25 protein-coding genes are annotated in these 25,266 nt (G+C 61.6%); 15 read left to right on the top strand and 10 right to left on the bottom strand.

The features are described 5' to 3' along the window. Window positions 1-39: 39 nt before the first annotated feature. Window positions 40-357: a glutaredoxin domain-containing protein gene (locus ACIN8IBEIGE_RS03220; protein WP_160013391.1), complete on the top strand. Its 318-nt coding sequence runs from the start codon at window positions 40-42 to the stop codon at window positions 355-357. Window positions 358-390: 33 nt separating this feature from the next. Here the strand turns inward: ACIN8IBEIGE_RS03220 and ACIN8IBEIGE_RS03215 are convergent, their stop codons facing one another. The 3 genes from ACIN8IBEIGE_RS03215 to ACIN8IBEIGE_RS03205 form a co-directional block, all read right to left on the bottom strand. Beyond that, a complete protein-coding gene (locus tag ACIN8IBEIGE_RS03215; protein WP_160013390.1) occupies window positions 391-1,326 on the bottom strand; it encodes a glutathione S-transferase family protein in 936 nt (311 codons plus the stop codon). 66 nt (window positions 1,327-1,392) lie between these two features. Next, window positions 1,393-1,713 carry a GIY-YIG nuclease family protein gene (locus ACIN8IBEIGE_RS03210; protein ID WP_160013389.1) on the bottom strand — a complete coding sequence of 107 codons (321 nt, stop codon included), beginning with the start codon at window positions 1,711-1,713 and terminating at the stop codon, window positions 1,393-1,395. Between the two features lie 37 nt (window positions 1,714-1,750). Next, window positions 1,751-2,221 carry a nuclear transport factor 2 family protein gene (locus ACIN8IBEIGE_RS03205; protein ID WP_160013388.1) on the bottom strand — a complete coding sequence of 157 codons (471 nt, stop codon included), beginning with the start codon at window positions 2,219-2,221 and terminating at the stop codon, window positions 1,751-1,753. 119 nt (window positions 2,222-2,340) lie between these two features. Between ACIN8IBEIGE_RS03205 and ACIN8IBEIGE_RS03200 the strand changes: the two genes are divergently transcribed. From ACIN8IBEIGE_RS03200 to ACIN8IBEIGE_RS03180, 5 genes are all read left to right on the top strand, one after another. Next, on the top strand, window positions 2,341-3,288 hold the full coding sequence (locus ACIN8IBEIGE_RS03200; RefSeq protein ID WP_160013387.1) for a GlxA family transcriptional regulator: 948 nt from the start codon (window positions 2,341-2,343) through the stop codon (window positions 3,286-3,288). A gap of 99 nt (window positions 3,289-3,387) precedes the next feature. After that, on the top strand, window positions 3,388-4,341 hold the full coding sequence (locus tag ACIN8IBEIGE_RS03195; protein ID WP_160013386.1) for an ornithine cyclodeaminase family protein: 954 nt from the start codon (window positions 3,388-3,390) through the stop codon (window positions 4,339-4,341). Then, entirely contained in the window at window positions 4,341-5,471 is a 1,131-nt protein-coding gene (locus ACIN8IBEIGE_RS03190) for an FAD-binding oxidoreductase (RefSeq protein ID WP_160013385.1), read from the top strand. The genes ACIN8IBEIGE_RS03195 and ACIN8IBEIGE_RS03190 overlap by 1 nt, the downstream gene beginning before the upstream one ends. A gap of 131 nt (window positions 5,472-5,602) precedes the next feature. Beyond that, window positions 5,603-6,235, top strand: coding sequence for a transcriptional regulator (locus tag ACIN8IBEIGE_RS03185; protein WP_160013384.1), 633 nt, complete (start codon window positions 5,603-5,605; stop codon window positions 6,233-6,235). Between the two features lie 29 nt (window positions 6,236-6,264). Beyond that, window positions 6,265-6,717 (top strand): hypothetical protein, encoded by a 453-nt coding sequence (locus ACIN8IBEIGE_RS03180; RefSeq protein ID WP_160013383.1) that lies wholly within the window; start codon window positions 6,265-6,267, stop codon window positions 6,715-6,717. A gap of 19 nt (window positions 6,718-6,736) precedes the next feature. Here the strand turns inward: ACIN8IBEIGE_RS03180 and ACIN8IBEIGE_RS03175 are convergent, their stop codons facing one another. The 7 genes from ACIN8IBEIGE_RS03175 to dmeF all read right to left on the bottom strand — a co-directional run bounded on the left by ACIN8IBEIGE_RS03175 (window position 6,737) and on the right by dmeF (window position 12,511). Further along, window positions 6,737-7,234, bottom strand: a complete 498-nt coding sequence (locus ACIN8IBEIGE_RS03175; protein WP_090376476.1) for a hypothetical protein — start codon at window positions 7,232-7,234, stop codon at window positions 6,737-6,739. Window positions 7,235-7,435: 201 nt separating this feature from the next. Beyond that, entirely contained in the window at window positions 7,436-8,212 is a 777-nt protein-coding gene (locus ACIN8IBEIGE_RS03170; protein ID WP_160013382.1) for an ABC transporter substrate-binding protein, read from the bottom strand. Between the two features lie 277 nt (window positions 8,213-8,489). After that, window positions 8,490-8,948, bottom strand: coding sequence for a molybdopterin synthase catalytic subunit MoaE (gene moaE / locus ACIN8IBEIGE_RS03165; protein ID WP_160013381.1), 459 nt, complete (start codon window positions 8,946-8,948; stop codon window positions 8,490-8,492). A 2-nt stretch (window positions 8,949-8,950) separates the two neighbouring features. After that, window positions 8,951-9,193, bottom strand: coding sequence for a MoaD/ThiS family protein (locus ACIN8IBEIGE_RS03160; RefSeq protein ID WP_160013380.1), 243 nt, complete (start codon window positions 9,191-9,193; stop codon window positions 8,951-8,953). Next, window positions 9,190-9,666, bottom strand: a complete 477-nt coding sequence (gene moaC, locus ACIN8IBEIGE_RS03155; RefSeq protein WP_160013379.1) for a cyclic pyranopterin monophosphate synthase MoaC — start codon at window positions 9,664-9,666, stop codon at window positions 9,190-9,192. The genes ACIN8IBEIGE_RS03160 and moaC overlap by 4 nt, the downstream gene beginning before the upstream one ends. A gap of 144 nt (window positions 9,667-9,810) precedes the next feature. Further along, window positions 9,811-11,202 (bottom strand): PhoH family protein, encoded by a 1,392-nt coding sequence (locus ACIN8IBEIGE_RS03150; protein WP_090376488.1) that lies wholly within the window; start codon window positions 11,200-11,202, stop codon window positions 9,811-9,813. A 301-nt stretch (window positions 11,203-11,503) separates the two neighbouring features. Then, entirely contained in the window at window positions 11,504-12,511 is a 1,008-nt protein-coding gene (gene dmeF, locus ACIN8IBEIGE_RS03145) for a CDF family Co(II)/Ni(II) efflux transporter DmeF (RefSeq protein ID WP_160013378.1), read from the bottom strand. Between the two features lie 138 nt (window positions 12,512-12,649). Between dmeF and yaaA the strand changes: the two genes are divergently transcribed. The 9 genes from yaaA to ACIN8IBEIGE_RS03100 all read left to right on the top strand — a co-directional run bounded on the left by yaaA (window position 12,650) and on the right by ACIN8IBEIGE_RS03100 (window position 25,163). Beyond that, entirely contained in the window at window positions 12,650-13,429 is a 780-nt protein-coding gene (gene yaaA, locus ACIN8IBEIGE_RS03140) for a peroxide stress protein YaaA (protein ID WP_160013377.1), read from the top strand. 601 nt (window positions 13,430-14,030) lie between these two features. Next, window positions 14,031-15,341: a nucleotide sugar dehydrogenase gene (locus ACIN8IBEIGE_RS03135; RefSeq protein ID WP_160013376.1), complete on the top strand. Its 1,311-nt coding sequence runs from the start codon at window positions 14,031-14,033 to the stop codon at window positions 15,339-15,341. 81 nt (window positions 15,342-15,422) lie between these two features. Further along, the gene (gene alg8 / locus ACIN8IBEIGE_RS03130) at window positions 15,423-16,910 is read left to right on the top strand and encodes a mannuronan synthase (protein ID WP_256665025.1); all 1,488 of its coding nucleotides are present in this window, start codon (window positions 15,423-15,425) and stop codon (window positions 16,908-16,910) included. A 34-nt stretch (window positions 16,911-16,944) separates the two neighbouring features. Continuing rightward, entirely contained in the window at window positions 16,945-18,111 is a 1,167-nt protein-coding gene (locus ACIN8IBEIGE_RS03125) for an alginate biosynthesis protein Alg44 (protein WP_160013374.1), read from the top strand. 11 nt (window positions 18,112-18,122) lie between these two features. Beyond that, entirely contained in the window at window positions 18,123-19,508 is a 1,386-nt protein-coding gene (algK, locus tag ACIN8IBEIGE_RS03120; protein ID WP_160013373.1) for an alginate biosynthesis TPR repeat lipoprotein AlgK, read from the top strand. Then, window positions 19,505-21,007: an alginate export family protein gene (locus tag ACIN8IBEIGE_RS03115; protein ID WP_160013372.1), complete on the top strand. Its 1,503-nt coding sequence runs from the start codon at window positions 19,505-19,507 to the stop codon at window positions 21,005-21,007. The genes algK and ACIN8IBEIGE_RS03115 overlap by 4 nt, the downstream gene beginning before the upstream one ends. Window positions 21,008-21,019: 12 nt before the next feature. Further along, a complete protein-coding gene (algG, locus tag ACIN8IBEIGE_RS03110; protein WP_160013371.1) occupies window positions 21,020-22,609 on the top strand; it encodes a mannuronan 5-epimerase AlgG in 1,590 nt (529 codons plus the stop codon). Window positions 22,610-22,620: 11 nt separating this feature from the next. Further along, a complete protein-coding gene (locus tag ACIN8IBEIGE_RS03105; protein ID WP_160013370.1) occupies window positions 22,621-24,045 on the top strand; it encodes an alginate O-acetyltransferase in 1,425 nt (474 codons plus the stop codon). Window positions 24,046-24,062: 17 nt separating this feature from the next. Further along, on the top strand, window positions 24,063-25,163 hold the full coding sequence (locus ACIN8IBEIGE_RS03100) for a mannuronate-specific alginate lyase (protein WP_160013369.1): 1,101 nt from the start codon (window positions 24,063-24,065) through the stop codon (window positions 25,161-25,163). Window positions 25,164-25,266 lie beyond the last annotated feature (103 nt).

Here is a 25,266-nt window from a genome sequence, read left to right as displayed (position 1 = left end):
CTCACTAAACCATCAATAGAAGAAGGCAAAGGAACGCCCATGAAGAAAGTCATCCTGCTGCTCAGCGCCTTGGCACTGTTCCAGCACTGGGACACTGTGCAACGCTGGTTTCAACCAACGCTGGCAGACCGGCCAGGCGAAGTGGTGTTATATGCCACGCAATGGTGCGGCTACTGCGCGAAAACCCGCGAGCAACTGGCGCAGGACCAGATTGCCTACCGGGAAATCGATATCGAGAAAGACCCTGCCGGTCAGGCGACCTTCAAGGCCCTGGGTGGGCGCGGCGTACCCTTGCTGGATATCAAGGGCACGCTGATTCATGGCTATGACCCGCAGGCGATGCGCGCCGCCTACTGAAAAACCGGCGCACAACAGAGCGTCAACAGACGCTTACAACGCCTGGATGGCAAAACCAAAGCGTGGGAAATGCACATGCACGGTGCCAGCGCGCGGGTCCTCGCGGCGCAGAATCAATTCTTCAACACCGGCGAATACGAGCTCGCCCTCCACCGGGTCGACACCGTAATCGGTGGCGGCAATCTGCACCCGCTGACCGACCGCAAAGCCGTTAGGCTCGACGAACGGCTCGTCAGGAAGAGCCGCCGGCGTCGCGGCACGGGCGATGGCGATAGCGTCATCTGCGCTCAGTGCACTGGACGCTCCGTGACCGAAGCCCAGCACGCGGCCGAGCCAGGCGCTGACATTTGGATAGGCGTCGACCAGCGGCGCGGTCACCGGGGTGCCTTTGAGGAACCACAAACAGTGGGCCAGGGAAAAATCAGCAATCGACGGCTCACCGAACAGATAATCGCCCTCCTCACGCGCCAGTTGCTGCTCCACCCGCGCCATCAGCGACGGCCAGTTGTGCTTGGCAACCTCCACCGGCAAACGCGTGGCGCTACCGCCACTGAACAACCCGGCACGGTCGGCGACAAAGGCCTTGACCGCCTCCGGCGGCAGCTTGCCGAAACGCACGGCGACGGACTCTGGCTGAAAAACCAGGCTCACCGCATGCTGAAAAATCTGCGAATCGACCCACTGGGCAAAGCTTGCCGCGACGAATTCCTGGCCCTCCGGGAACAACGCAGGGGTCGCTTTCTCGGCGTCCAGGCGACGGGCAATCAGCGCGGTATCACAATAGATATCGGCCCCCACCTGCAGCACCGGAGTCTTGCGGTAGCCACCAGTCAGCGCCATTAGATCGGGCTTGGGCATGATTCGCGGAATATCCACCGAGCGCCAGGACAGCTGCTTGAAGCCCAGCATCAGGCGCGCCTTCTCGGCAAACGGTGAGGCATCGTAATGGTGCAGGATCAACTCGTGCATAACAGGCTCCGCAAGGGGTCAGGTAAACCAGCAGCTTAACCGTGCAAGCCGTGGCGGCCTACCCGCTTAGCCTGATGGCGCGTTATCAGCTAGAGCGATAACAGGCGCGGTCGCCACCAGGGCCTCCTTGGCCAACTTGCTCATTGCCTTGACCGACCGCTCACGGCGCAACGCATCGCCTTTGCCGGCACAGGGTTCGATGTACACCAGCGCCTGCGCCGGGCTGGAGTGGAAGAAGCGTGCACCTTTACCGCTCTGGTGTTTGGCAAAGCGCTTGTGCGGATCGTCGCTGATACCGCAGTACAACGCGCCATTGGCAGCCCGCACTAGGTAGACAAACCAGGGCTTGCCGGCAGGTATTTCAGGCACAGAAGAGGAGTCAGGCATCAGTTAAATCGGCAGGCAATAAGCAAGGTCGCCGAGCTTAACGGCTCTTCTGGAAGGCAGCCAACCCTTTACCAGCCTGCTGGCGAATGGCGTTCTGCACAAACGGCGCCCAGCCCAGCAGGCGACCTTTGAGGCCCAGCGCCTGGCCGGCCCAGCGCCACAGGTCGAAGTGATCACGGTGCTCGCAAATCTTGCCATCACGGAAGCGGAAGTTGGCCTCGATATGGTTGACCACCTGATTACCGGTCTGGCTAAAGGTATAGGTCGCCACCCAACGCGCCTTGCCAGAGTGATCATCCGCCGCCACGCCATCAAAGGTCAGGGAAAACCCCTGGGCCTTGGCACAGAGCATGCGCCACATATCACCAGCCGCCGTACCACGTAGATCGGTAAACACCGGGTCGCTGAACTGCACATCCTCGCTGTAACAGCTGGCCATGGTCTCGGCATCCAACTGCTGGAAGGCCTGGTAGAAGCGGGTAATCAGCGCGGCGTTGGGATGGGTCATGGGACGAACTCCGGTAGGGAACGTGCGAGCAGTATTGTCGCTAAAACGCCGCCGCGCGATTGGCGCAAAAGACATACTTGTGTCAATAATCGCCAAAATCCATCAAAACTGAGCACCTCATGCTGAAAATTGCCCTGTTCGTCTGCCCACAAACTGTGTGTTCCAGCCTGAGCATGGCCATGGACGCTTTTGTCCTGGCCAACCGCCTGGCCGAGCAACGACTGTTCGAGCTGCAGCGCGTAAGCCTGGATGGGCACGCGGTCGATCTGGGCTTTGCACAGATTCAGGTGGATGGCGACCTGAGCCTGGCCGAGGATGCCGACCTGATTCTGCTCGCCGCCAGCGGCAGCGCCATCGACAGCAGCTTGGCCGACAACGCCGCCCTACTGCCCTGGCTGGCGCAGCGCCCCCCGCACCAGCAATTGGCCAGCCTATGCAGTAGCGCATTTCTCCTGGCCGCTGCGGGCGTGCTCGACGGGCGCCGCGCCACTACTCACTGGGCGCTGGCGGCTCAATTCCGCCAGCGTTTCCCACAGGTCAATCTGCAGATCGAGCAACTGGTCTGCGAAGACGGCAACCTGCTCAGCTCCGGTGGCGCGCATGCCGGGCTCGACCTGTGCCTGCATCTGATCGCCCAGCATGGCGGCGACAACCTGGCCCAGCAGGTGGCCAATGCCATGGTCTTCGACAGCCAGCGCGGCCTGCAGTCGCGCTTTGCCCCGCTGCTGCCAGCGCACACCAGCGATGACCAACTCACACCCGTGTTGCAGTGGATGCAACGTCACCATGGCGAAAATATCGACCTCAACCGCTTGGCCGCTCAGGCCAATTGCTCATCGCGCACCCTGTTGCGGCGCTTCAAGGCCAGCACCGGGCTAACGCCCAACGATTATCTGCAGCGGGTACGCATCAGCGCCGCACAGCGCGCCCTGCGCAGCTCGGCCTCACTGGAGCAGATCGCCGCACAGGTCGGTTACGCCGACCGTGCCACCTTTGCCAAGCTGTTCAAGCAGCTCTGCGGGGAAAGCCCTGGAGCATTTCGCAAGCGCCTGCGTCAACCAGACTAAACGTCGCCGCAACGTATCAAGATGCCGCGCCAGTGCTTGTCGAAAAAGACCATAAAGTCCAAAATGGAATTAATTGTTTAACTTGTTGCGGAGCCGCCCATGTCGACCACCCCTTATGTGCTGGATAAAAGCGCAGCCGAACAGCTGCTGGCCCAGGTCGATGTACACCAGGCCATGGTCACCATGTTCCGCGAGCTGGCCGCCGGTAATGCGGTGCAGCCGGCGCAGCAACTGGTGGAATTTCCCGCTGGCGGCGGCGACTTTATCAACTACCTCGGCGTGCTCGCAGGCGCGGGGGTGTACGGGGTAAAGACCTCGCCCTATATCGTCCGCGAGCAAGGCCCGCTGATTACCGCCTGGACCCTGCTGATGTCGATGCAGACCGGCCAGCCGTTGCTGCTGTGCGATGCCGGCAGCCTGACCACCGCGCGCACCGCCGCCACCACCGCAGTGGCCGTTGATGCCCTGGCTGCGCCCGAAGCCAGCCGCCTTGCGGTGATCGGCAGCGGCGCCGTGGCGCAAGCGCATGTGCATTACGTCAAGCAGCTACGGCCCTGGCAGAGCATCCGCCTCTACTCGCCAAGCCTGGCCGGCAAAACCGGCGCGCTGCTGCTCAAGCTGCAGCAACTCGACCCACGCATCCAGCTGTGCGCCAGCCAGGCAGACGCCATTCGCGATGCCGACGTGGTGATGCTCTGCACCTCATCGGCGAAACCATTGCTCGACCCCAGCGAGCTGGATAAACCGGCGCTGATCACCTCGATCAGCACCAACGCGCCGCGCGCCCATGAGGTAACGCCCGCCAGTCTGCTGAACATGGATGTCTACTGCGACTACCGCGCCACCACCCCGAACAGCGCCGGGGAAATGCTCCTGGCCAGCCGTCTGGGCTGGAACAGTGCCGACATCCTCGGTGATCTGGCCGAGCTCGTCAGCGCTAAGGCCGTGCGCCCGGATTACCGCCGCTCGGTGTTTTTCCGCTCCATCGGCCTGGGCCTGGAAGATGTCGCCCTGGCCCACGCGTTGTACCAGCTCAAGCAGGAGACCTGCTGATGTACCAGGCCGACTTCCTGATCATCGGTGCCGGTATCGCCGGCGCTTCCACCGGTTACTTTCTTGCAGCCCACGGCAAAACCATCCTGTTGGAGCGCGAGCAGCTGCCGGGTTACCACTCCACCGGCCGCTCCGCCGCGCTCTACACCGTGGCCTACGGCACGCCGCAGGTGCGCGCCCTGACCGCCGCCAGCCGCGCGTTCTATGACGCCCCGCCGGCCGGTTTTGCCGAACACCCGCTGCTGACCCCACGCGGCGAGCTGGTGGTGGACTTCACCGGCGATGCCGAAGAATTGCAGCGCCAGTTCGCCAGCGGCCAAGCCAGCGTACCGGAAATGCGTCTACTGACTGCCGACGAAGCCTGCGCCCTGGTGCCGGTGCTGCGCCGCGACAAGGTGCAAGCCGCCATGCTCGACCCCAGCGCCGCCGATATCGACACCGACGCCCTGCACCAGGGCTACCTGCGCGGCATTCGCCAGCAGGGCGGGGAAATTCACAGCCACTGCGCAGTGCTGCGCATCCAGCGCGACGGCGACGCCTGGCGGGTGGACTGCAGCAGCGGACAATACCGCGCCAAGACGCTGATCAATGCCGCCGGCGGCTGGTGCGACCAGATCGCCGCCCTGGCCGGTGTAGTGCCCATCGGCTTGGTCCCCAAACGTCGTGCGGCCTTTACCTTTAGCGGGCCGGAAGGCATCGACTGCCATGCCTGGCCCTGCGTGGTCAGCCTGGACGAGTCCTTCTACTTCAAGCCCGATGCCGGCCTGCTGCTTGGCTCGCCCGCCAACGCCGACCCGGTCGAGCCTCATGATGTACAGCCGGAAGAACTGGATATCGCCCTGGGCATCTACCAGATCGAGGAGCACACCAGCCTGAGCATTCGTCGCCCGGCGCACACCTGGGCCGGCCTGCGCTCCTTTGTCGCCGATGGCGATCTGGTCGGTGGTTTCGACCCGCAGGTGGCAGGCTTCTTCTGGGTCGCCGCCCAAGGCGGTTATGGCATTCAGACCTCGGCGGCCATGGGCATGGCCTGCGCCGCCCTGGCCCGTGGTGAACCGTTGCCCGAACACTTGCAACAGTTTGGTTTAACCGAGGCCATGCTATCGCCGGCTCGCCTGGTAGGCCGTTGAAAAACTACCTGCGTGGCCATCGCGGCGTTAAAAACAGGCTGCACCAATAGCTGCGCGCAGCGCCCAAGGATGACGCCTCGGGCGCTTTGCGGCACACTTCCAACGCCTCCCAAGCCCGAAGAGTTAGTCGCATGACGCCGCCCCGCCCTGCCCCCGAGCTGGACAACTACCGCACCATCGCCGACGCCATCGCTACGCTGTTCTTCCCCCACGCCGAAGTGGTGCTGCACGACCTGCGCACGCAGAAGGTCGACTACATCGCCAACAACATCTCCAAACGCGTGATCGGCGATGACGCGGCGCTGGAAGACATGCTCAGCGGCGACGTCGACGAGCGCAGCATCGGCCCTTATGAAAAGCTCAACTGGGATGGTCAGAAGATTCGTTCGGTCAGCAGCGTGCTGCGCGACGCCAGCGGCACCCCTATCGCGGTGCTATGCATCAACCTGAATATCTCGCTGTTCGAGACCGCCAAGCAGGCGCTGGATCTGTTTCTCTCTTCCAGCAAACTGGTGCCGCAGCCCGACGCGCTGTTCCGCGACGACTGGCAGGAGCGCATCAACACCTTCCTGCACAGCTGGCTACGCCAGCGCCAGCTTGGCCTCAACCTGCTGACCCGCGACCATAAACGCGAGCTGGTCGAAGCGCTGCACGCTGAAGGCGCCTTCAAAGGCAAAAGCGCCGCCAACTACGTAGCCAACGTACTGAATATGGGCCGCGCGACGGTGTACAAACACCTGAAAGAGATCAAGGGCGAGGGCTGAGCCCGCTCATCCGGCAAGGACTGCCAGACATGCAACGCTTTCTCGGTTTTATCCTCGCAACCATCCAGACGCTGGGCATTCCCTTGGTTGCTGGGCTGTTTATCTGCGCCGTTACCGGCGAACTGCGCAACCAGCGCCTCACGCTGGAATGGCCATTTTTAATCGATGTCGATTACCCGCTGCTGGAAATCCTGCTGCACTCGCTGCCCAGCATCTTGCTCTACGCCGCCCTCAGCAGAGTGCTGAAAAGTCGCCGCTGGCGGGCGGCCTGCTTTGTACTACTGGCTATGCTTGCGGCCTATTTCAGCTGCGTGGTTTTCGCCCAGGCCTTTGGTAATACCTGGACGCAGTCAGCAATTTTCATCGCCCTGTTTCTCGGGCGCCTGCATCTGCTTGCAATCGCTCTACTACCTGGCCTGCTGCTGTGGTGGCTTATTGATTTACTCGGCACGCAGATACGCGGACGCCTGTCGCAGGCGTGAGCCGGTCACGCCTTTGCAACTAAGTACGGGCGCCTGGAATGCCGCGAGCGTTTTTCTTCTGCAGAATCATTGATGCTTCGTTATAGGCATGCTGGAAGGCGTCGCTGCCGATCCACTCCACGGCGGTATCTTCGTCTTCATCGTGGAAGATCCCGCGATAGACAATCAGCAGCCCCATCATAAAGTCCGTGGCCGCGTCCTCCGCTTCCTCCGCGACCACCAACTCCAACACCGGGTATTGCAGGAATATCAGGCACATTGCTAACAGACTGATGCCTTCGCCGACCTTCATCGCCTGGAACAGGTCGTCGAAGTGCGCCGGATCGAAACCGTTCTCTTCGATGTCTTTGAAATCGAAGGTGCTCAGGTCGATTTCCACATCATCGAACGGCTCGTTGATCAGCGGATTGGCCAGCAATGGGTGAACAACATTGGTCTTGAGCTTGCCCGAACGGTTCTGCTTAGCCTTGGTTTTGGCTCGTTGGGCACGTTTTTGCTGTTTATCAGGGGAAGCCATAGAGGCGCGTTCCTTATTCGAGGCTGCCATTTAGAATTCTTGCGCAGGGCGGGGGCTCTGCCGCGAAGCTTACCCCGACCAGGCTCAGCCACAACAATAACTGGCTGGACGCCATTTAATGTTGGAGCAACTGGGTGTATCCAAGCACACATAAGCAGCAAAAAGCCGCGCACTGCGCGGCTTTCTTTATCCCCGACTGAATCAGTCGCCGTATATATCGAAGGTGAAGTACCGGTCCTGAATCTTCTGGTACTCGCCGCTGGCGCGAATCGCCTGGATAGCGGCATTCAGCTTGCCGAGCAGTTCAGCGTCGCCCCTGCGCACAGCGATGCCGGCACCTTCACCAAAGTACTTCGGATCAGTAAACGCCGGGCCAACGAAGGCGAAGCCCTTGCCGTTGTCGGTTTTCAGAAAGCCTTCATCCACCGGAATGGCGTCGGCCAGGGTGCCGTCCAGACGCGCGGAAATCAGGTCCAGGTAGATCTCGTTCTGCGAGCTGTAGCGCACCACTTCAACCCCTTGCGCGGCCAGCACTTCGCTGGCGAAACGGTCGGTGGTGGTCGAGCGCTGCACGCCGATGCGCTTGCCTTTTAGGTTGCTGAAATCGGCGGCGACCTCACTGCCGGCCTTCATTACCAGGCGCGCCGGGCTGTAGTAGTACTTGCCGGTGAAATCCACCGATTTGCGCCGGTCATCGGTGATGGTCATGGACGACAGAATGGCATCGACCTTCTTCACCTTGAGCGAGGGGATCAGGCCATCGAACTCCTGTTCGACCCATTGGCAGTCGGTCTTCATTTCGGCGCACAGGGCGTTGCCGATATCCACATCAAAACCGGCGATCTGCCCGCTGGCTTCTTTATAGGCAAACGGTGGATACGCAGCCTCGATACCCAGGCGCAAGGGTTTGTCTGCGGCGAACAGACTGGAGGTGATCAAACTCAGGGCGATGCCGCCCGCCAGGACGATTTTCTTCATGCTGTGGATTCCTGCTAAGGGAGGGACAGGCCCACGCCGCCTGGCATCACTGCGCAGTGCGAGCGGGCAACGACGGTTGCTGCAAGACAGAAGAAAGACGCGTCAGGTTTGCACCTGAGCGAGAAGCGATGGCTGGGTAGCACGCATGGACGGGTCATATGCCAGTCTCGATTTATACTTTAAATTCCATATTGGACTTATATGTACAAATCGTCAACCGGGCAAAAGCCATCACTGCGACTGAAATATCAGCACAGGCGACGCATGCACAATGCGCTTAAGGTTGTTGTTTCCAGCGCTCAGCTGCAGCCTGGTCGGAGCAGCGCCCTTCGACCCAGCGCGGGCCTTCGGCGGTGTCTTCCTTCTTCCAGAACGGCGCGCGGGTTTTCAGATAATCCATGACGAAGTTACAGGCATCGAAGGCTGCCTGGCGGTGAGCACTGGTGGTGCCGACGAAGACGATTGGCTCGCCGGGCTCCAGGCGACCGATGCGGTGGATGATCTCGATACCCAGCAGCGGCCAGCGCTGGGCGGCCTCCTCGGCAATCTTGCTCAGGGCTTTTTCGGTCATGCCGGGAAAGTGTTCGAGAAACATGCCGCCGACTTCGCGCCCTTCGTTGAAGTCGCGCACATAGCCGACAAAGCTGACCACCGCGCCGATACCCAGGTTGGCGGCATGCAGGGCGTTAAGCTCAACGCCCGGATCGAAGGGTTGCGACTGGACGCGGATGGCCATACTCAGCCTCCGGTGACGGTAGGGAAAAACGCCACTTCATCGCCGGCCGCCAATGGCTCATCCAAGCTGCAAAGCTCCTGATTGCGCGCACACATCAGGTTCTGTTCGGCCAGCACATCCCACACCCCGCCGCGACTCAGCAGGTGCTGGCGCAGTTGATCGAGGCTGGCGAACTCACCACTCAGCTGCTCACCATCCAGGCCGAGGGCTTCGCGGTAACGGGCGAAATACTGCACGCGGATCATGCTTCGTCCTCGGCCTTGAAGTGGCCACTTTTGCCGCCGACCTTCTCCAGCAGGCGCACGCTTTCGATCACCATGCCGCGATCCACCGCCTTACACATGTCATAGATGGTCAGCGCGGCAACACTAGCTGCGGTCAGGGCTTCCATTTCCACGCCGGTCTGCCCGGTCAGCTTGCAGCGCGCGGTGATGCGCACGGCATCCGCGCCTTCAGGCGTCAGTTCGACCTTGACGCTGGTGAGCATCAGCGGGTGGCACAGCGGAATCAGATCGCAGGTTTTCTTCGCCGCCTGAATGCCGGCGATACGTGCCACGGCGAACACATCGCCTTTGGGGTGATCGCCCTGGGCAATCATCTGCAGGGTTTGCGGGCGCATGCGCACCCGGGCTTCAGCCACGGCTTCACGGACGGTCAGGGCTTTATCGCTGACATCGACCATGTTGGCGCGGCCTTGGGAATCGAGATGGGTTAACACGGACAGGCTCCAGGCAAGTGTCCGACGATTGTAAACCCACGGGTCAGGTTTCGGCACCCGTGAATGCCAGGGGATTCAGACGGGAGGTTACGGCGACACCCGGCCCAGCAGCCATGACGGCCTGCTGGGCGAGCGTGATAAGGGTTACATATGGGTTTCGGCGTACTCGGCGAGGATCGAGCGCGGCACACCTTGCAGGGTGATATGCACGCCATGCTCGAAGTCTTTGAAGCGCTCCGTCAGGTAGGTCAGGCCCGAACTGGGCGCCGACAGATAAGGCGTATCGATCTGCGCCAGGTTACCCAGGCACACCACTTTCGAACCGCTGCCGGCACGGGTGATGATGGTTTTCATCTGGTGCGGGGTCAGGTTCTGGCATTCGTCGATCAGGATCAGGCTCTGCTGGAAGCTACGGCCACGGATGTAGTTGAGGGATTTGAACTGCAGCGGGACCTTTTGCAGGATGTAGTCGACGCTGCCATGGGTGTTCTCGTCGTCCATATGCAGGGCTTCGAGGTTGTCGGTAATCGCGCCAAGCCAGGGTTCCATCTTCTCGGCTTCGGTGCCGGGCAGAAAGCCGATCTCCTGATCCAGCCCCTGCACGCTACGGGTGGCGATAATGCGCCGATAACGCTTGCTGACCATGGTCTGTTCGATGGCCGCCGCCAGGGCCAGGATGGTTTTACCGGAACCGGCCGCGCCGGACAGGTTGACCAGGTGAATGTCCGGATCTAGCAAGGCAAACAGCGCCAGTGACTGGTAAATATCCCGCGGGCGCAGGCCCCAGGCCTCCTGGTGCATCAAGGGTTCCTGGTGCATGTCGAGGATCAGCAGTTCGCCGTGCTTGATGCCCTTGATCCAGCCAACAAAACCCTGCTCGTCGATGATGAACTCGTTGACGTGCACCGCCGGCAGGTTGTCGGTGAGTTGTACGCGGTGCCAGGTACGGCCGTGATCCTGACGGGTTTCCACCTTGTTCACGCGGTCCCAGAAGGAGCCGTCCATGTTGTGATAGCCCTGCGACAGCAAGGAGACGTCGTCGACCAGTTGGTCGGTGTGGTAATCCTCGGAATCGATGCCACAAGCGCGCGCCTTCAGGCGCATGTTGATGTCTTTGGTCACCAGCACCACGTTGAGACCGGGGCGGCGGGACTTCAGCTCGACCAGCTGGTTGATGATCTTGTTGTCGTTGAGGTCCTCCGGCAGCCAGGTGACCGGGCTGGCGCTCTTGCTCATAAGGATTGAGAGAAACCCACAAGGGCCGCTCTTGTCACGCTGGATAGCTACGCCGTGCTCCACCTCTTCCGGGTTGGCGCTGCCGAGAATCTTGTCGATCAGACGAATGGCTTGGCGGCACTCGGCGGCCACGCCCTGTTTGCCGGTTTTAAGCTTGTCCAGTTCCTCCAGTACGGTCATGGGAATTGCAACGTGGTGCTCCTGAAAATTCAGCAGCGCGTTGGGGTCGTGGATCAGCACATTGGTGTCGAGGGCGTACAGGGTTGGGGCGGTGGGCTTGGAGCGTCCGTGGTCATCCATACTCGGTCACCTTCTTGTAGTAGCCAAGCAACGCAGGGGCGAGTCTGCGCCGCGGAGGGGCCGTCGACTCCTCAGTGCCGGGGCTGAGAAGGCTGCAAAAAGGTGAGGGCCAATGGCCGCCACCTGTCTGCAGGGTTCGGCGGTCTTGCCTTTTAGATACTCCAATTCAGATGACAGAAAAACGTATTTTTTGAGTTTTTCAGGTTTATTTATCGGAGCGACAAATAGCGCTTGGCGCACCACGCAAGCGCCGTTAAAGTCGGAAGTCCCACTGGCTTTCGAGCCAGGCAGATTTTTCCATTCAGCCCCGCTCCACCCTGTGCTCATCGGCACAGCGATTGACCTCCACGGTCACATGCACCAGCTCCGCAATCCCCGCCAGCCGAGCCTTGTAGCGATCCGCCGAGCCGTCACCATGGGTCACCACGCTGACAATGCAGGCGAACTGCGCCCGGCCAACGCGCCATAGGTGCAGGTCGGCCAGCTCAGTGTCTGCCTCCTCGGCCAAGGCGCTGCGCACGCGCTCGACCACCGGACTGTCCATCTCGCGATCGAGCAACACCTTGCCGGTTTCGATCAGCAACCCCTTGGCCCACACCGCGATGATCACCGCACCGATCACGCCCATCAGCGGGTCGAGCCAATCCCAGCCCAGCAGCAAGCCGCCCAACAGCGCGACAATAGCCGCCACCGAGGTCAGCGCATCGGCTAGTACATGGATAAAGGCGGCGTGGCGATTAAGATCCTTGCCCGCAGGCGCTACAGCGTGATCGTGATCGTGATCGTGATCGTGATCGTGATCGGCATGAGCATGCTCTGCGGCGTGGCTATGGCCTTGCCCATGTGCGTGATCATGGCTATCACGCAGCAGCCAGGCAGAAGTCAGGTTGACCAACAGGCCAACGACGGCGACCCACAGCGCCATATCAAAGGTGATCACCTGGGGCTGCCACAGCCGCCACAGCGACTCGAACGCCAGCATCGCCACTACAACCAACAACATCAGCGAACTGGCAAACCCCGCCAGCACCTCGACCTTCCAGGTGCCAAAGGCAAAGCGTGGGTCCTGGGCATAGCGCCGCGCCAGCAGGTAGGCCAGCGCAGTCAGACCGATGGCGAGCATATGCGAAGCCATATGCCAGCCATCGGCGAGCAAGGCCATGGAGTTGAATGCATAGCCGGCGACAATTTCCACCAGCATGGTCCCCCCGGTCAGCGCGGCAACCCGCCAGGCCTGGCGTTCTGCGGTGGTTTCCAGCGGGCGATAATCGTGGGACGGTTCCCAGCGCGAATGATTGCAGGCGGTCATGACAGCTCCTTGAGAGATCGACCTGGGCAAACTACAACCCCGTGGCGGCCCCTGGGTCAAGCGCCTCAATCGGCCTTATAGGTAGTCTCAAGCGCCGGCAGCTTCTAGAATCGCCGCAGACTTTCAGGAGCACAGCTTATGTTGATGGTGATTTCCCCGGCCAAGACCCTCGATTACGAGACGCCGCCTGCGACCCCGCGCTTTACCCAGCCCGAACACCTCGACCACGCCCAGGACCTGATCCAGCAACTGCGCGACTTCACCCCGGCGCAGATCGCCGAGCTGATGCACCTCTCGGATAAACTCGCCGGCCTGAATGCTGCGCGTTTCGGCAGCTGGGAACGGCCGTTCAATCCGTCCAACGCCAAGCAGGCGCTGCTGGCGTTCAAGGGCGACGTGTACACCGGGCTTAACGCCGAGGATTTCAGCGAAGCCGACTTCGATTTCGCGCAAACCCACCTGCGCATGCTTTCCGGCCTGTACGGCGTACTGCGCCCGCTCGACCTGATGCAGCCCTACCGCCTGGAAATGGGTACCAAACTGGCTAACCCGCGCGGCAAGGATCTCTATGCCTTCTGGGGCGAGCGCATCAGCGGCTGGTTGAATGAGGCGCTGGCCGCTCAGGGCGACGATGTGCTGCTCAACCTGGCGTCCAACGAATACTTCAGCGCGGTGAAACGCAAGACGCTGAATGCGCGGATCATCGACACCGAGTTCAAGGACCTGAAGAACGGTCAGTACAAGATCATCAGTTTCTACGCGAAAAAAGCCCGTGGCCTGATGGCACGTTATGTCATCAAGGAGCGCCTGACCGATCCGGCCGGCCTCAAGGATTTCACCTATGAGGGCTACCGCTTTTCGGCCGAAAACTCGAAAACCGACACCCTGGTTTTCCTTCGCGACCATCCCCAAGATTAACCTCCCGCCTCCCCTGCGGGCCCGTAAACGGCCCGCCTCCCGCTATTTGTCGCCGTCGCCACGACCTAATCAAACAGTCAGCTTTATCAAGTTGAAACTTCTCCATGGAACTTTTTCGCGCCTATAAACACCGCGCGAGTTACTCGCCACACAACTGCAACGTGCTATCAAAGTGCAACTACCAAGCAGTTCTCATTTCATTGCAAAAGATGACGAACGGCAGGAACCATCATAAAAACATCGGACTCATAGCGAACACGATGTTTTTCTTCATGTAACTTCCGCATGAATATATCTGCGATTAATCCCGGCCCATTGTCCGGCGCATAAGTTCACCCGCAAGAAAGTTACGAAAAATCCAAGGAGGAACTATCAACTTTTTCACGACTCACTGAAAAACCTCATGCCAGAGCCTACCAAGCCACTGGCAAGACAATTAGAACGGGCGTGCATGCTATACAGCCCGACGCCGGCAACGGCTTTAAGTTGCCAACCAACTCTTATGCCTGGATTAGCTCAGCACTTACTCGTGCAGAACTAACGAACAACTGTGGCCAATAACCACTACTTGATTACTTAATAAATGAACGAGGTAAATGCGATGCGAATTAGCATCTTCGGTTTAGGTTATGTCGGGGCAGTATGTGCAGGTTGTTTATCGGCGCGCGGTCACCAAGTGATCGGCGTGGATGTTTCCGCCAGCAAGATTGATCTGATTAACAATGGCAAATCGCCAATAGTCGAACCGGGCCTGGAAGAACTGCTGCAACAGGGGCTGGCTTCGGGAAATTTGCGCGGCACCACCGATGTGACCGATGCAGTGCTGAACAGCGATGTGTCATTTATCTGCGTGGGCACGCCGAGCAAAAAGAACGGAGATCTGGAGCTCAATTACATAGAGGGTGTATGCCGCGAAATCGGTCTGGCCATGCGCGACAAAATCGAACGGCATACTGTGGTGGTACGTAGCACTGTGCTACCGGGCACTGCCAAGAACGTGGTACTGCCGATCTTGCAGGACTGTTCGGGCAAGCAGGCCGGGGTCGACTTCGGCCTGGCGGTAAACCCAGAGTTTTTGCGCGAAAGCACCGCGATCAAGGATTACGACTTCCCGCCCATGACGGTGATCGGTGAACTGGATCAGGCCTCAGGCGACCTGCTGGAAAGCATCTACAGCGAGCTGGATGCGCCGATCATCCGCAAGAGCATCGATGTCGCCGAGATGATCAAGTACACCTGCAACGTCTGGCACGCCACCAAGGTCACCTTCGCCAACGAGATCGGCAATATCGCCAAGGCGGCCGGCGTCGACGGCCGCGATGTGATGGAGGTGATCTGCCAGGACCACAAGCTCAACCTCTCCAAGTACTACATGAAGCCCGGCTTCGCCTTTGGCGGCTCGTGCCTGCCCAAGGATGTGCGCGCCCTGTCCTACCGCGCCGGGACCATGGATGTCGATGCACCGTTGATTGGCTCGCTGATGCGCAGCAACGCCATCCAGGTGCAAAACGCCTTCGACATCATCGCCAGCTACGACAAACGCAAGGTGGCCCTGCTCGGCTTGAGCTTCAAAGCCGGCACCGATGACCTGCGTGAAAGTCCGCTGGTGGAGCTGGCGGAAATGCTGATCGGCAAGGGTTATGACCTGAGCATCTTCGACCGCAACGTCGAGTACGCCCGCGTCTACGGGGCGAACAAGGACTACATCGAGTCGAAGATCCCCCACGTGTCCTCGCTGCTGAGCAGTGACTTCGATGCCGTGGTGGATAACGCCGACATCATCGTGCTGGGCAACGGCGACATGCACTTTGCCCCCCTGGCGCAGCAGACCCTGCACGGCAAACACGTGGTCGACCTGGTGGGCTTTATGCCGACGGCATCGCGCGCCGGCAGCGAAGGCATCTGCTGGTAAAGGTTGCAGCCGTGAGCTGAAGCAAGCCCTGGGCGGCCAAGCGCCGCTCAGGGCTACCTGGCACAGACGATGGATATGTTTATGCAAACCCACACGCTGAAAAGCGGCCTCAACCAGGCCGCTGGCTGGCTGTTCTACTTATCACTGCTGATGCTGCTGGCGCTGGCATTGCCCAGGAGCGTGTTCGACCCCGAGTCGCGCGACTACCTGTTGTTGATCGGCGCAGTCGGTATCTGGCGCTACTCCATGGGTGCCATGCATTTCGTGCGCGGCATGCTGTTTCTCTATCTGGTGTTCCCTTACTACCGGCGCAAGATCGCCAAGCTCGGCAAATCCGCTGACCCTTCCCAGGTGTTTCTGCTGGTCACCAGCTTCCGCATCGACGCCCTGACCACCGCCCAGGTGTACCGCTCGGTCATCCGCGAAGCAATTGACTGCGGCTACCCGACCACAGTGGTCTGCTCCATTGTCGAGCTTTCCGATGAGCTGCTGGTGAAGAACCTCTGGGCGCAGATGCAGCCACCGGAGCAGGTCACCCTGGACTTCGTGCGCATTCCCGGCACAGGCAAACGAGATGGCCTGGCCTATGGCTTTCGCGCCATCTCGCGGCAAATGCCGGATGCCGATGCGGTAGTGGCGGTGATCGATGGCGACACTGTGCTCGGCGCAGGGGTGGTGCGTAAAACCGTGCCCTGGTTCAAGTTGTTCGCCAATGTCGGCGGCCTCACCACCAATGAGTTCTGCGAGGTGCGCGGCAGCTATGTGATGAGCGAATGGCACAAGCTGCGCTTCGCCCAGCGTCACCTGAACATGTGCTCGATGGCCCTGAGCAAACGTGTGCTGACCATGACCGGGCGTATGTCGGTATTCCGCGCCGAAGTGGTGACTGACCCGGCGTTTATCGCCGATGTGGAAAGCGATCACCTCGACCACTGGCGCCTGGGTCGCTTCCAGTTTCTCACTGGCGATGACAAATCCAGCTGGTACAGCCTGATGCGCCTGGGCTACGACACCTTCTACGTGCCGGATGCGGCGATCAATACGGTCGAGCATCCGCCGGAAAAGAGCTTTATCAAGGCCAGCCGCAAACTGATGTTCCGCTGGTATGGCAACAACTTGCGGCAGAACGCCCGCGCCCTGCGCCTTGGCATGCAGCGCCTGGGTGGCTTCACCAGCCTGGTGCTGTTCGATCAGCGCGTGTCGATGTGGACCAGCCTGCTCGGCCTGAGCGTGGCGATTATCGCCAGCCTCAAATACGGCCTCGGGTTCTTCCTGGCCTACCTGCTGTGGATCGGCCTGACCCGACTGATTCTGACCCTGCTGCTCAGCGTCACCGGGCACCACATCGGCCCGGCCTACCCACTGATTCTCTATTACAACCAGATCGTCGGCGCGCTGGTGAAGATCTACGTGTTCTTCCGTCTCGACCAGCAATCCTGGACCCGTCAGAACACCAAGCTTGATCGCGGCCTGGTGAGCTTTCAGCGCTGGTTCAACACCTGGTCCTCACGGGCCATGACCTTCTCTGCCGCCAGTCTATTCGTCGCCACCCTGCTGGTGCTGGTGTGACGAACGCGCCCCTTTTGAACAGGAATTTGCAAGCATGAATACAGCCGTCAACGTCAACGTGGTGCATGAGTCCGAAGCCCAGCGCCAGCATGCGCGGGTGAAGATCCCGGCCCAGGTGCACTACCTGAACAAGAGCCGTGAGCGTGTCGAGTTACAGCTCTGCGATATCTCGGCAGGTGGTTTCAGCGTGATCGACAACCAGCAGGCGATGCAGATCGGTGATTTCCACAAAGGCCGCCTGCAATTCAAGCTCGACAGCTTCAACCTGGGTATCGACATCGAGTTTCAGGTGCGCTCGGTGGACAGCGACAGCAAGCGCATCGGCTGTCAGCTGCACAACCTCAAGCCACGCGAGCAGGCCACCCTGCGCCACCTGATCAGCGCCTACCTGGGCGGTGAGCTGGTCAGCGCCGGCGACCTGCTGAGCACCTTGCAACGCGACAACTTCACCAAGGCGCGCAAGAACACCAGTAGCAATGCAGGCATGGGGGTATTGGGCCGCCTAAAAGCCGTAACGTTCAGCCTGGCAATTTTTCTGGTTGGTCTGGCCGCCTTCGGTTTTATCTTCAAGTCGGTGTATGGCCTGTACTTCGTCACGCATGCCCAGTCAGCTCTGGTCAACGTGCCCAGTCTGCAGGTCACCATGCCGCGTGAAGGCACGGTGCAGAGCCTGATTGGCGCAGATGGCAGCGTGGCCAAAGGCGCGCCGATCGCCTCATTCTCCGCCAGCATGCTGGAGATGCTCAAAGGCCACCTGAACGACGAGCAGCTGAGCCCGGCCAACATCGAAAGCCTGTTTGGCAAACAGGTCAAGGGCACCCTGACCAGCCCCTGCGACTGCCAGGTGGCACGTCAGCTGGTGGCCGACGGCCAGTTCGCCAGCAAGGGCGATGTGATCTTCGAACTGGTGCCACAAAACACCCGCGCCACGGTGTTGGCGAGCTTCCCTTACCGCAACTTTGCCCAGGCCCGTATCGGCAGCCGCGCCAGCTTTATGGTCGCCGGCGAAGAGACCCCGCGCTACGGCAAGATCGTCAGCAGCAGCCTGCATGAAGGTGGCCTGGCAGCGGATATCCGCGTGGTGATCGAACCCGAGCAGACCCTGAGCAGCAAGCTCGCTGGGCAACCGGTGGAAGTGCTGCTCGACCGCGGCCCGTCGCTCGACTGGATGATCGACAAAGCCCTGGCGGCTGGTCTCTGAGGAGCAGGCGCATGTCGAACCGCAACGCCCGTCCGCTGGCCACGCCCCTGCTCACGCTCACCCTGGCGCTGGGCCTGAGCGCCTGCGCCAACCTGCCTGACCAGCGTCTGGCCGTGGAAGCGCTGAAGCAGGGCGACCACGCCACCGCCGAGCAGCACTTCCGCCAGCTGGCCGAGCTGGGCTATGTCGACGCGCAAATCGGCCTGGCCGACCTGCAACTGGCCAGCGGCTCCGCAGACGGCCTGGAGCAAGCCGAGCAGACCTACCGCAGCGCCCTCGATGGCTCGCCACGGGCGCAGGCGCGGCTGGGCAAATTGCTCGCCCGCAAACCCGCCGCCAGCCCTGCCGAACGCCACGAAGCCGCGCAATTACTGGAGCAGGCCTTCGCAGCGGGAGAACCCGGCAGCCTGCTACCGCTGGTGATGCTGTACCTGCAATACCCACAGGATTATCCCGATATGAACGTACAACAACGCCTCACCACCTGGCGCCAACAAGGCCATAACCAGGCCGATCTGGCGCAGATCCTGCTGTACCGCAGCCAGGGCAACTACGACCAGCACCTGGATGAGATCGAACAGATCTGCCAGGGCCTGATCAGCCAGGCCGATGTCTGCTATGTCGAGCTGGCCACCGTGTACCAGAAGCAAGGCAAGAGCAAACAGCAGAAGGCCCTGATCCAACGCCTGATGGCCGGTTACCACAGCACGGCGATCCCTGCGCAACGGGTGGATGCCGTGGCCCAGGTGCTGACCGACGCCGAACTCGGCAAGCCGGACGAAAGCCAAGCGCAAGAGATGCTCGAAGCCATTGCGCCGAACTACCCCGCCGCCTGGGTCAGCCTGGCGCGCCTGCTGTACGACTACCCGGCCCTGGGTGATATCGAGCAGATGCTCGCCTACCTCGAACAAGGCCGCGCCGCCGCCCTGCCGCGTGCCGAGCTACTGCTCGGGCGCCTGTACTACGAAGGCAAGCTGCTGCCGCAAGACCCGCACAAAGCCGAAGAGCACCTGCGCAAGGCCGCGCCCAGCGAACCCAGCGCCAATTACTTTCTCGGCCAGATCTACCTGCGCGGCTACCTGGGCGACATCTACCCGCAACAGGCCCTCGATCACCTGCTCAGCGCCGCGCGCAACGGCCAGATCAACGCCGACTTCGCCCTCGCGCAGATGTATTCACAGGGCAAAGGCATCCAGCCAGACCCGGTCAATGCCTTTGTCTTCAGCCAGCTGGCCCTGCCGAAAAACACCCCGCAGGTTCACGAGCTGGCGCGCAGCAGCGAACAGCAACTGAGCCCCAGCGAACGCGCCAGGGCCAGCAAGCTGCTGGCCGATGAGCGTCAGTTGCGCGGCACAGCCTGGCAAGCGCAAACCACGGCACAGGTGCTTAACCCATGACGCGCCTTGCCTTGCTAGAGCTCAACCCGATCAGCCTCGGTATTGGCCTGTCCATGCTCTGCGCCAGCTCCGCCTGGGCCGTGCAGATGGATGCCAAACACTTCGGTGCCGACGTCAAGATCACCGTGCAATCGGAAGAAGACCGCGACCTCGGCACCCGCGGCGGCGGCGACGCCAACGGCATGGCCCTCGACCTGCGGCCCTGGCTGCGCGCGCAACGGGGTGACTGGAGTGCCTTCGCCATGGGCCAGGCGGTAATGGCCAGCGACATCATCCAGACCGATACCCTGGAGTCGTCCGCAGACCAGCCGGAATCTGCCCAGACCGATGGCCGCACCCGCAAGAAGAACTACCTGGCCCTGCGCGAATTCTGGGTCGACTACGCAGGGCTCACCGACTACCCCGGCGAACACCTGCGCCTGGGTCGCCAACGCCTGCACAACGAAGACGGACAATGGCGCGACAGCAATATCGAAGCGCTGAACTGGACCTTCGACACCACCCTGCTGCAGGCCAGCCTGGGCGCGGCCCAACGCTTCAGTGAGTACCGCACCGACCTCGACGAACTGGCCCCGGAAGACGAAGACCGCCTGCACCTGTACGGCGATATCGCCGCTCAGTGGCAGCCAGGGCACTGGCTCGGTTTTCGCGCGCATCACTCACGCGACGACGGCTCGCTGGCCGACCCCAATCAGCCCATCGACGCCCTGGACAAACGCGCCAACGGCAACCTCACCTGGCTGGGCCTGCATGCGCACAGCGATGCGTACAACTTTCGCAACCAGCAGCGCCTCAACTACTGGGCCAGCCTCACCTCGCTGACGGGCGAGCGCAACAGCCTCAACAGCAGCCTGGATGACAGCGTTGCCGGCGGTCAGAACAGCACTCATCTGAATGCCTGGGCCACCGACCTGGGCTTGCGTCTGCGCCTTGATCGCCACTGGCAGATTGGTGCGGCCTACGCCCGTGGCAGTGGCGGCGGCGATGCAGACGGCACGGGTAACGACAACTACCGGCAGACTGGCCTGCACAGCAACCGCTCCACCTTTACCGGCACCCGTAGCAGTGTGCAGCGCTTCGGCGAGGCCTTCCGCGGCGAGCTGAGCAACCTGCAGGCCGCCACCCTGTTCGGCTCCTGGCAATTGGCCGACGACTACGACGCCAGCCTGGTCTACCACCACTTCTGGCGCGTCGACGCGCACCAGCAGATCGGCCGCAGCGGTATCAACGCGCGCTTCGATGACCCACTCGCCGATCTCAGCCCAGCCCCGCAAGTAGCCCTGGTGGACGGTGAGAAGGCGCTCGGCCAGGAGTTGGATCTGGTTGTCACCAAGTACTTCAAACAAGGCCTGCTGCCTGCGGCGATGAGCGAAGCCATCGACGAGCCCGCCGCGCTGGTGCGTTTGCGCGGCGGCGTATTCAAACCCGGCGACGCCTACGGCAGTGACACCGATTCGCTGATGCATCGTGCCTTTATCGATGTCATCTGGAAATTCTAAGGACCCCGCGCCATGACGCCACGCCCCAGCACACTCAAACGCGCCATCGGCATTGCCCTGCTGTGCAGCGGCCTGCTGCTCGGCGCGCTGCAACCGGCCGCGCCCTGGATAGCCACGGCAGCGGCAGGCGAAGCCCAGCAAACAGTCAAACCGACGCAGAACTACACGGTAACCAGCGCGCCCATCGCCGAATTGCACCTGGACCCACCGCAGCTGCCCGACCTCAGCGGCTACACCACCGCTGCTGTGAAAGCCAAGATCCAGCACACCCCCGGCGGCAAGGTGGTGGTGCGGCGCATGCTGCAGCAGGATACGCTGAAGGACTTTATTGGCGGCAACGAGCGTATACGCGAGTGGGTCACGCGGCAGAACGGCATGCCCCATGCGATCTTTATCGAAGGCGGCTATGTGACGCCCAAGGATCTCGCGCGCAGCCTACCGGACAATCAGTTCAGCGAAGTTGAGCCGGGCGTCTACCTGGCGCGCCTGCCCATCGTGGTGGCGCAGGGCGCGACCCTGCACGTGGGCAAAGACACCCAGGAGCTGCGCCTGTCCCAGGAGCGCGGCAGCTTTATGGTCAATGACGGTCAGCTGTTTTTCACCGAAACCAAACTCACCGCCTGGCGCGAAGCCGACAACGCCCCGGCGAGCTTTCGCAGCGCCGATGAGTTCCGCCCCTTTCTGGTCTCTTGGGGCGGCAGCGAGCTGTATATCGCCGCCAGCGTCTTCACCAGTCTGGGTTACAACACCAGCAAGTCCTACGGCGTCAGCATCACCCAGTACACCCCCGGCATGCAGGCCCGCCTGAAACGCCCGGAACCGACTGGCTGGCTGATTGATTCGGAGTTCGTCGACCACTGGTACGGCTTCTACTGCTATGAAGCCGAAAACGTGGTGATCAAGGGCAACACCTACCGCGACAACATCGTCTACGGCATCGACCCGCACGACCGTTCCCACGGACTGATCATCGCTGAGAACACCGTGCACGGCACCCAGAAGAAGCACGGCATCATCATCTCCCGCGAGGTCGACAACAGCTGGATCATCAATAACAAGAGCTATGACAACAAGCTCTCCGGCATCGTTATCGACCGTAACAGCGTGAACAACCTGGTGGCCTACAACCAGGTGTATGGCAATCATGCGGACGGCATCACCCTCTATGAAAGCTCGGACAACCTGCTCTGGGGCAACCAGGTCCTGAACAATGCCCGCCACGGCATTCGCCTGCGCAACAGCACCAACATTCGTCTGTACGAGAACGTCGCCGCGGCCAACGGCCTGACCGGCGTCTATGGGCACATCAAGGACCTCTCCGACACCGACCGCAATATCCAACTCGACCCCTTCGACACCGAGGTCTCGATGATCGTGGTCGGCGGCACCCTGGCGGCCAACGGTTCCGGCCCGCTGTCCATCGACTCGCCACTGTCGGTTGAGCTGTACCGCGTGGAAATGCTCGCGCCGAGCAAAAGCATCGGCATCAGTTTCAGCGGCATCCTCGGTGAAAAGCAGGAAGAAATCCTCGACCTGATGGTGCGCCGCCAACTGGCCGTGCTGATCGACCCCGTGGAACGCCAGGCCGAACTCCAGGATTGAGGAACGACAACGTGAACACACAGCCTTTCAAATTCCGCCAACTGGCCCTTGCCTGCACCCTGCTGGGTGCCACCGCTGCCGTACAGGCCGAGCCGCAGTACCAGGTGCAACGGGTCGGTCCACTGTGCCCCGCCGCCCAGGACCCCAGCCAGTACAACAGCAAATACCTGAGTTTTTTCACCGCCCTAGTGCAGGGCGAAGGTGACTGGCTGTTTCGCAGCCGTTATGACCTGCGCACCGATTTTGGCACCACGCCCGCCGGCTACCGGCAGTTCAAGCGCCTGCGTGATGCGCTCAAGCGCAAAGGCGTGGAATTGCTGATCGTCTATCAACCGACGCGCGGCCTGGTCAACCGGGAAAAACTCACAGCAGAGGAAAAGGCCAGGTTCAACTTCGAGCTGGCCAAGCAGAACTACCTCAAGGCCATCGCAAGCTTTCGCCAGGCCGGCATCTGGACCCCCGACCTGTCGCCGCTGTTCGATGAACAGGGCGTGGACACCGACTACTACTTCAAGGCCGACCACCACTGGACGCCCGCCGGAGCCGAGCGCACCGCCAAACTGGTAGCCGCAACGCTCAAGGAAATCCCCGGGTTCGACGCCATTCCCCAGCAGCAGTTTGAAAGCAACATTACCGGCCTGCTGCCCAAGGCCGGCACCCTGCACAAGACCGCTGCCCACTTCTGCGGTACCAGCTACGCCACCGAATACGTGCCGCGTTTCGAGACCGCGATACAGGGCGAGGCCGACAGCGACAGCCTGTTCGGCGACGAAGCCGACCCGCAGATTGCCCTGGTCGGCACCAGCAACAGCGGCCCGGCATACAACTTCGCCGGTTTTCTGCAGCAGCACAGCGGCGCCGAAGTGCTCAACCGCTCAGTCAGTGGCGGCGGCTTCGACAGCGCTCTGCTGCAGTACATGACCAGCCAGGAATTTCACGACAACCCACCGCAGATTCTGATCTGGGAGTTCGCCACCCATTACGACCTCGCGCAGCAAAGTTTCTACCGCCAGGCCGTGCCGCTGGTGGACAACGGCTGCGAGGGGCGCAAGGCGGTGATGAAGAACAAGGTCACCCTCAAGCCAGGCGCCAATCAGGTGCTGGTCAACGGTGAGCACAGCCCACTGCAGGACCTGCGTGGCGGTGACTACCAGATCGACCTGACCTTCAGCGATCCCAGCGTGCATCGGGCCCAGGCCACCCTCTGGTACCTCACCGGGCGGCGCGAGAACTTCAAGCTCGAACAGAGCGACCGCGCCCCTACCGACGGCCGCTACGTCTTCGAACTGCGCAACGACGCCGACTGGGCCGACCTCAACCTGCTCGCCCTGGACATCCGCAGCCCGGAAGACATGCCGGCCAACCTCAGCGTCGAAGCCACGCTGTGCAAGCGCCCCAGCGCTACCGACAGCACCCTCACGGCGCGTGCTCGATGAACCGCCCAGGAGCTTTGATGCCACGCCCCAGCTGGATCCTCGCGCCCTGCCTACTCGGCGTGGCCCTGTGCAGCCAAACGCTGCTGGCTGCCAGCCTGGTGCCGCCGCCGGGCTATTACGCGCCCGTGTCGGTTACCGCGAAAAAGGCCCAAGCCTGCCCGGCGACGCCGTCGCCCTACACCGACAAGCTGGTATTTCGCAGCAAGTACGAAGGCTCGGGCAAGGCTCGCGCCACCCTTAATCTCGATTCAGAAAGGGCCTTTCGCCACAAAACCGCCGCCATCACCGAGCTGGAGCGCGGGGTCAGCCAGCAGGTCACCCAGTACCTGCGCGATGGCCAGCCGGCGCAGCTCACCTGCGCGCTGCAGTGGCTGAACGACTGGGCCGAAGCCGACGCCCTGCTCAGCAGCGAGTACAACCACACCGGTAAATCGGTGCGCAAATGGGCACTGGGCAGCCTGGCCTCGGCCTACCTGCGCCTGAAGTTTTCCGCGTCGCAGCCACTGGCCGCTTATACGCCGCAAACCCAGCGCATCGAAGCCTGGTTCAGCACACTGGCCGAGCACACCGTGCAGGACTGGAGCGACCTGCCGCTGAAAAAGATCAACAACCACAGCTACTGGTCCGCCTGGTCGGTGATGGCCACCGCCATCGCCACCGATCGCCGCGACCTGTTCGACTGGGCCGTGGCGCAGTTTCGCATCGGCGCCAACCAGGTCGATGCCGACGGCTACCTGCCCAACGAGCTGAAACGCAGCCAGCGCGCCCTGGCCTACCACAACTACAGCCTGCCGCCGCTGGTGATGATCGCCGCCTTCGCCCAGGCCAACGGCGTCGACCTGCGCGCAGAAAACCACGGCGCCCTACAGCGTCTGGCCGAACGGGTGCTGAGCGGCGCGGATGACCCGGACGACTTCGCCCGCAAAACCGGTGAGAAACAGGACATGGACGAGCTGAAAAAACCCAACAAATACGCCTGGCTCGCGCCCTATTGCACGCTCTACCGCTGCTCGGCCAACGCCGAGGACTACAAGGCGCAGATGGGCCCGTTCAACACCTTCCGCCTCGGCGGCAACGTCAGCCAGCTATTCGAACCCAAGCACGCCAAAGGCAGCTGATTCGCGTAGCGGGCTAAGCGTTTAGCCCAGACGCGACTACGTCGGTAAACCCGTCCGCTGACGGGGTGAAACAAGTCTCTCGCTCGCGGGGGGAAAGGGGGGC

The organism is Pseudomonas sp. 8BK, assembly GCF_902506475.1.
In the GTDB taxonomy this organism is placed as follows: domain Bacteria; phylum Pseudomonadota; class Gammaproteobacteria; order Pseudomonadales; family Pseudomonadaceae; genus Aquipseudomonas; species Aquipseudomonas anguilliseptica.
This window is presented reverse-complemented; position numbering and strand designations above follow the sequence as displayed.

Coding starts and splice junctions, on each gene's coding strand:
- ACIN8IBEIGE_RS03220 (WP_160013391.1), top strand. CDS start 40: ATGAAGAAAGTCATCCTGCTGCTCAGCGCCTTGGCACTGTTCCAGCAC.
- ACIN8IBEIGE_RS03215 (WP_160013390.1), bottom strand. CDS start 1,326: ATGCACGAGTTGATCCTGCACCATTACGATGCCTCACCGTTTGCCGAG.
- ACIN8IBEIGE_RS03210 (WP_160013389.1), bottom strand. CDS start 1,713: ATGCCTGACTCCTCTTCTGTGCCTGAAATACCTGCCGGCAAGCCCTGG.
- ACIN8IBEIGE_RS03205 (WP_160013388.1), bottom strand. CDS start 2,221: ATGACCCATCCCAACGCCGCGCTGATTACCCGCTTCTACCAGGCCTTC.
- ACIN8IBEIGE_RS03200 (WP_160013387.1), top strand. CDS start 2,341: ATGCTGAAAATTGCCCTGTTCGTCTGCCCACAAACTGTGTGTTCCAGC.
- ACIN8IBEIGE_RS03195 (WP_160013386.1), top strand. CDS start 3,388: ATGTCGACCACCCCTTATGTGCTGGATAAAAGCGCAGCCGAACAGCTG.
- ACIN8IBEIGE_RS03190 (WP_160013385.1), top strand. CDS start 4,341: ATGTACCAGGCCGACTTCCTGATCATCGGTGCCGGTATCGCCGGCGCT.
- ACIN8IBEIGE_RS03185 (WP_160013384.1), top strand. CDS start 5,603: ATGACGCCGCCCCGCCCTGCCCCCGAGCTGGACAACTACCGCACCATC.
- ACIN8IBEIGE_RS03180 (WP_160013383.1), top strand. CDS start 6,265: ATGCAACGCTTTCTCGGTTTTATCCTCGCAACCATCCAGACGCTGGGC.
- ACIN8IBEIGE_RS03175 (WP_090376476.1), bottom strand. CDS start 7,234: ATGGCTTCCCCTGATAAACAGCAAAAACGTGCCCAACGAGCCAAAACC.
- ACIN8IBEIGE_RS03170 (WP_160013382.1), bottom strand. CDS start 8,212: ATGAAGAAAATCGTCCTGGCGGGCGGCATCGCCCTGAGTTTGATCACC.
- moaE (WP_160013381.1), bottom strand. CDS start 8,948: ATGGCCATCCGCGTCCAGTCGCAACCCTTCGATCCGGGCGTTGAGCTT.
- ACIN8IBEIGE_RS03160 (WP_160013380.1), bottom strand. CDS start 9,193: ATGATCCGCGTGCAGTATTTCGCCCGTTACCGCGAAGCCCTCGGCCTG.
- ACIN8IBEIGE_RS03150 (WP_090376488.1), bottom strand. CDS start 11,202: ATGGATGACCACGGACGCTCCAAGCCCACCGCCCCAACCCTGTACGCC.
- dmeF (WP_160013378.1), bottom strand. CDS start 12,511: ATGACCGCCTGCAATCATTCGCGCTGGGAACCGTCCCACGATTATCGC.
- yaaA (WP_160013377.1), top strand. CDS start 12,650: ATGTTGATGGTGATTTCCCCGGCCAAGACCCTCGATTACGAGACGCCG.
- ACIN8IBEIGE_RS03135 (WP_160013376.1), top strand. CDS start 14,031: ATGCGAATTAGCATCTTCGGTTTAGGTTATGTCGGGGCAGTATGTGCA.
- alg8 (WP_256665025.1), top strand. CDS start 15,423: ATGCAAACCCACACGCTGAAAAGCGGCCTCAACCAGGCCGCTGGCTGG.
- ACIN8IBEIGE_RS03125 (WP_160013374.1), top strand. CDS start 16,945: ATGAATACAGCCGTCAACGTCAACGTGGTGCATGAGTCCGAAGCCCAG.
- algK (WP_160013373.1), top strand. CDS start 18,123: ATGTCGAACCGCAACGCCCGTCCGCTGGCCACGCCCCTGCTCACGCTC.
- ACIN8IBEIGE_RS03115 (WP_160013372.1), top strand. CDS start 19,505: ATGACGCGCCTTGCCTTGCTAGAGCTCAACCCGATCAGCCTCGGTATT.
- algG (WP_160013371.1), top strand. CDS start 21,020: ATGACGCCACGCCCCAGCACACTCAAACGCGCCATCGGCATTGCCCTG.
- ACIN8IBEIGE_RS03100 (WP_160013369.1), top strand. CDS start 24,063: ATGCCACGCCCCAGCTGGATCCTCGCGCCCTGCCTACTCGGCGTGGCC.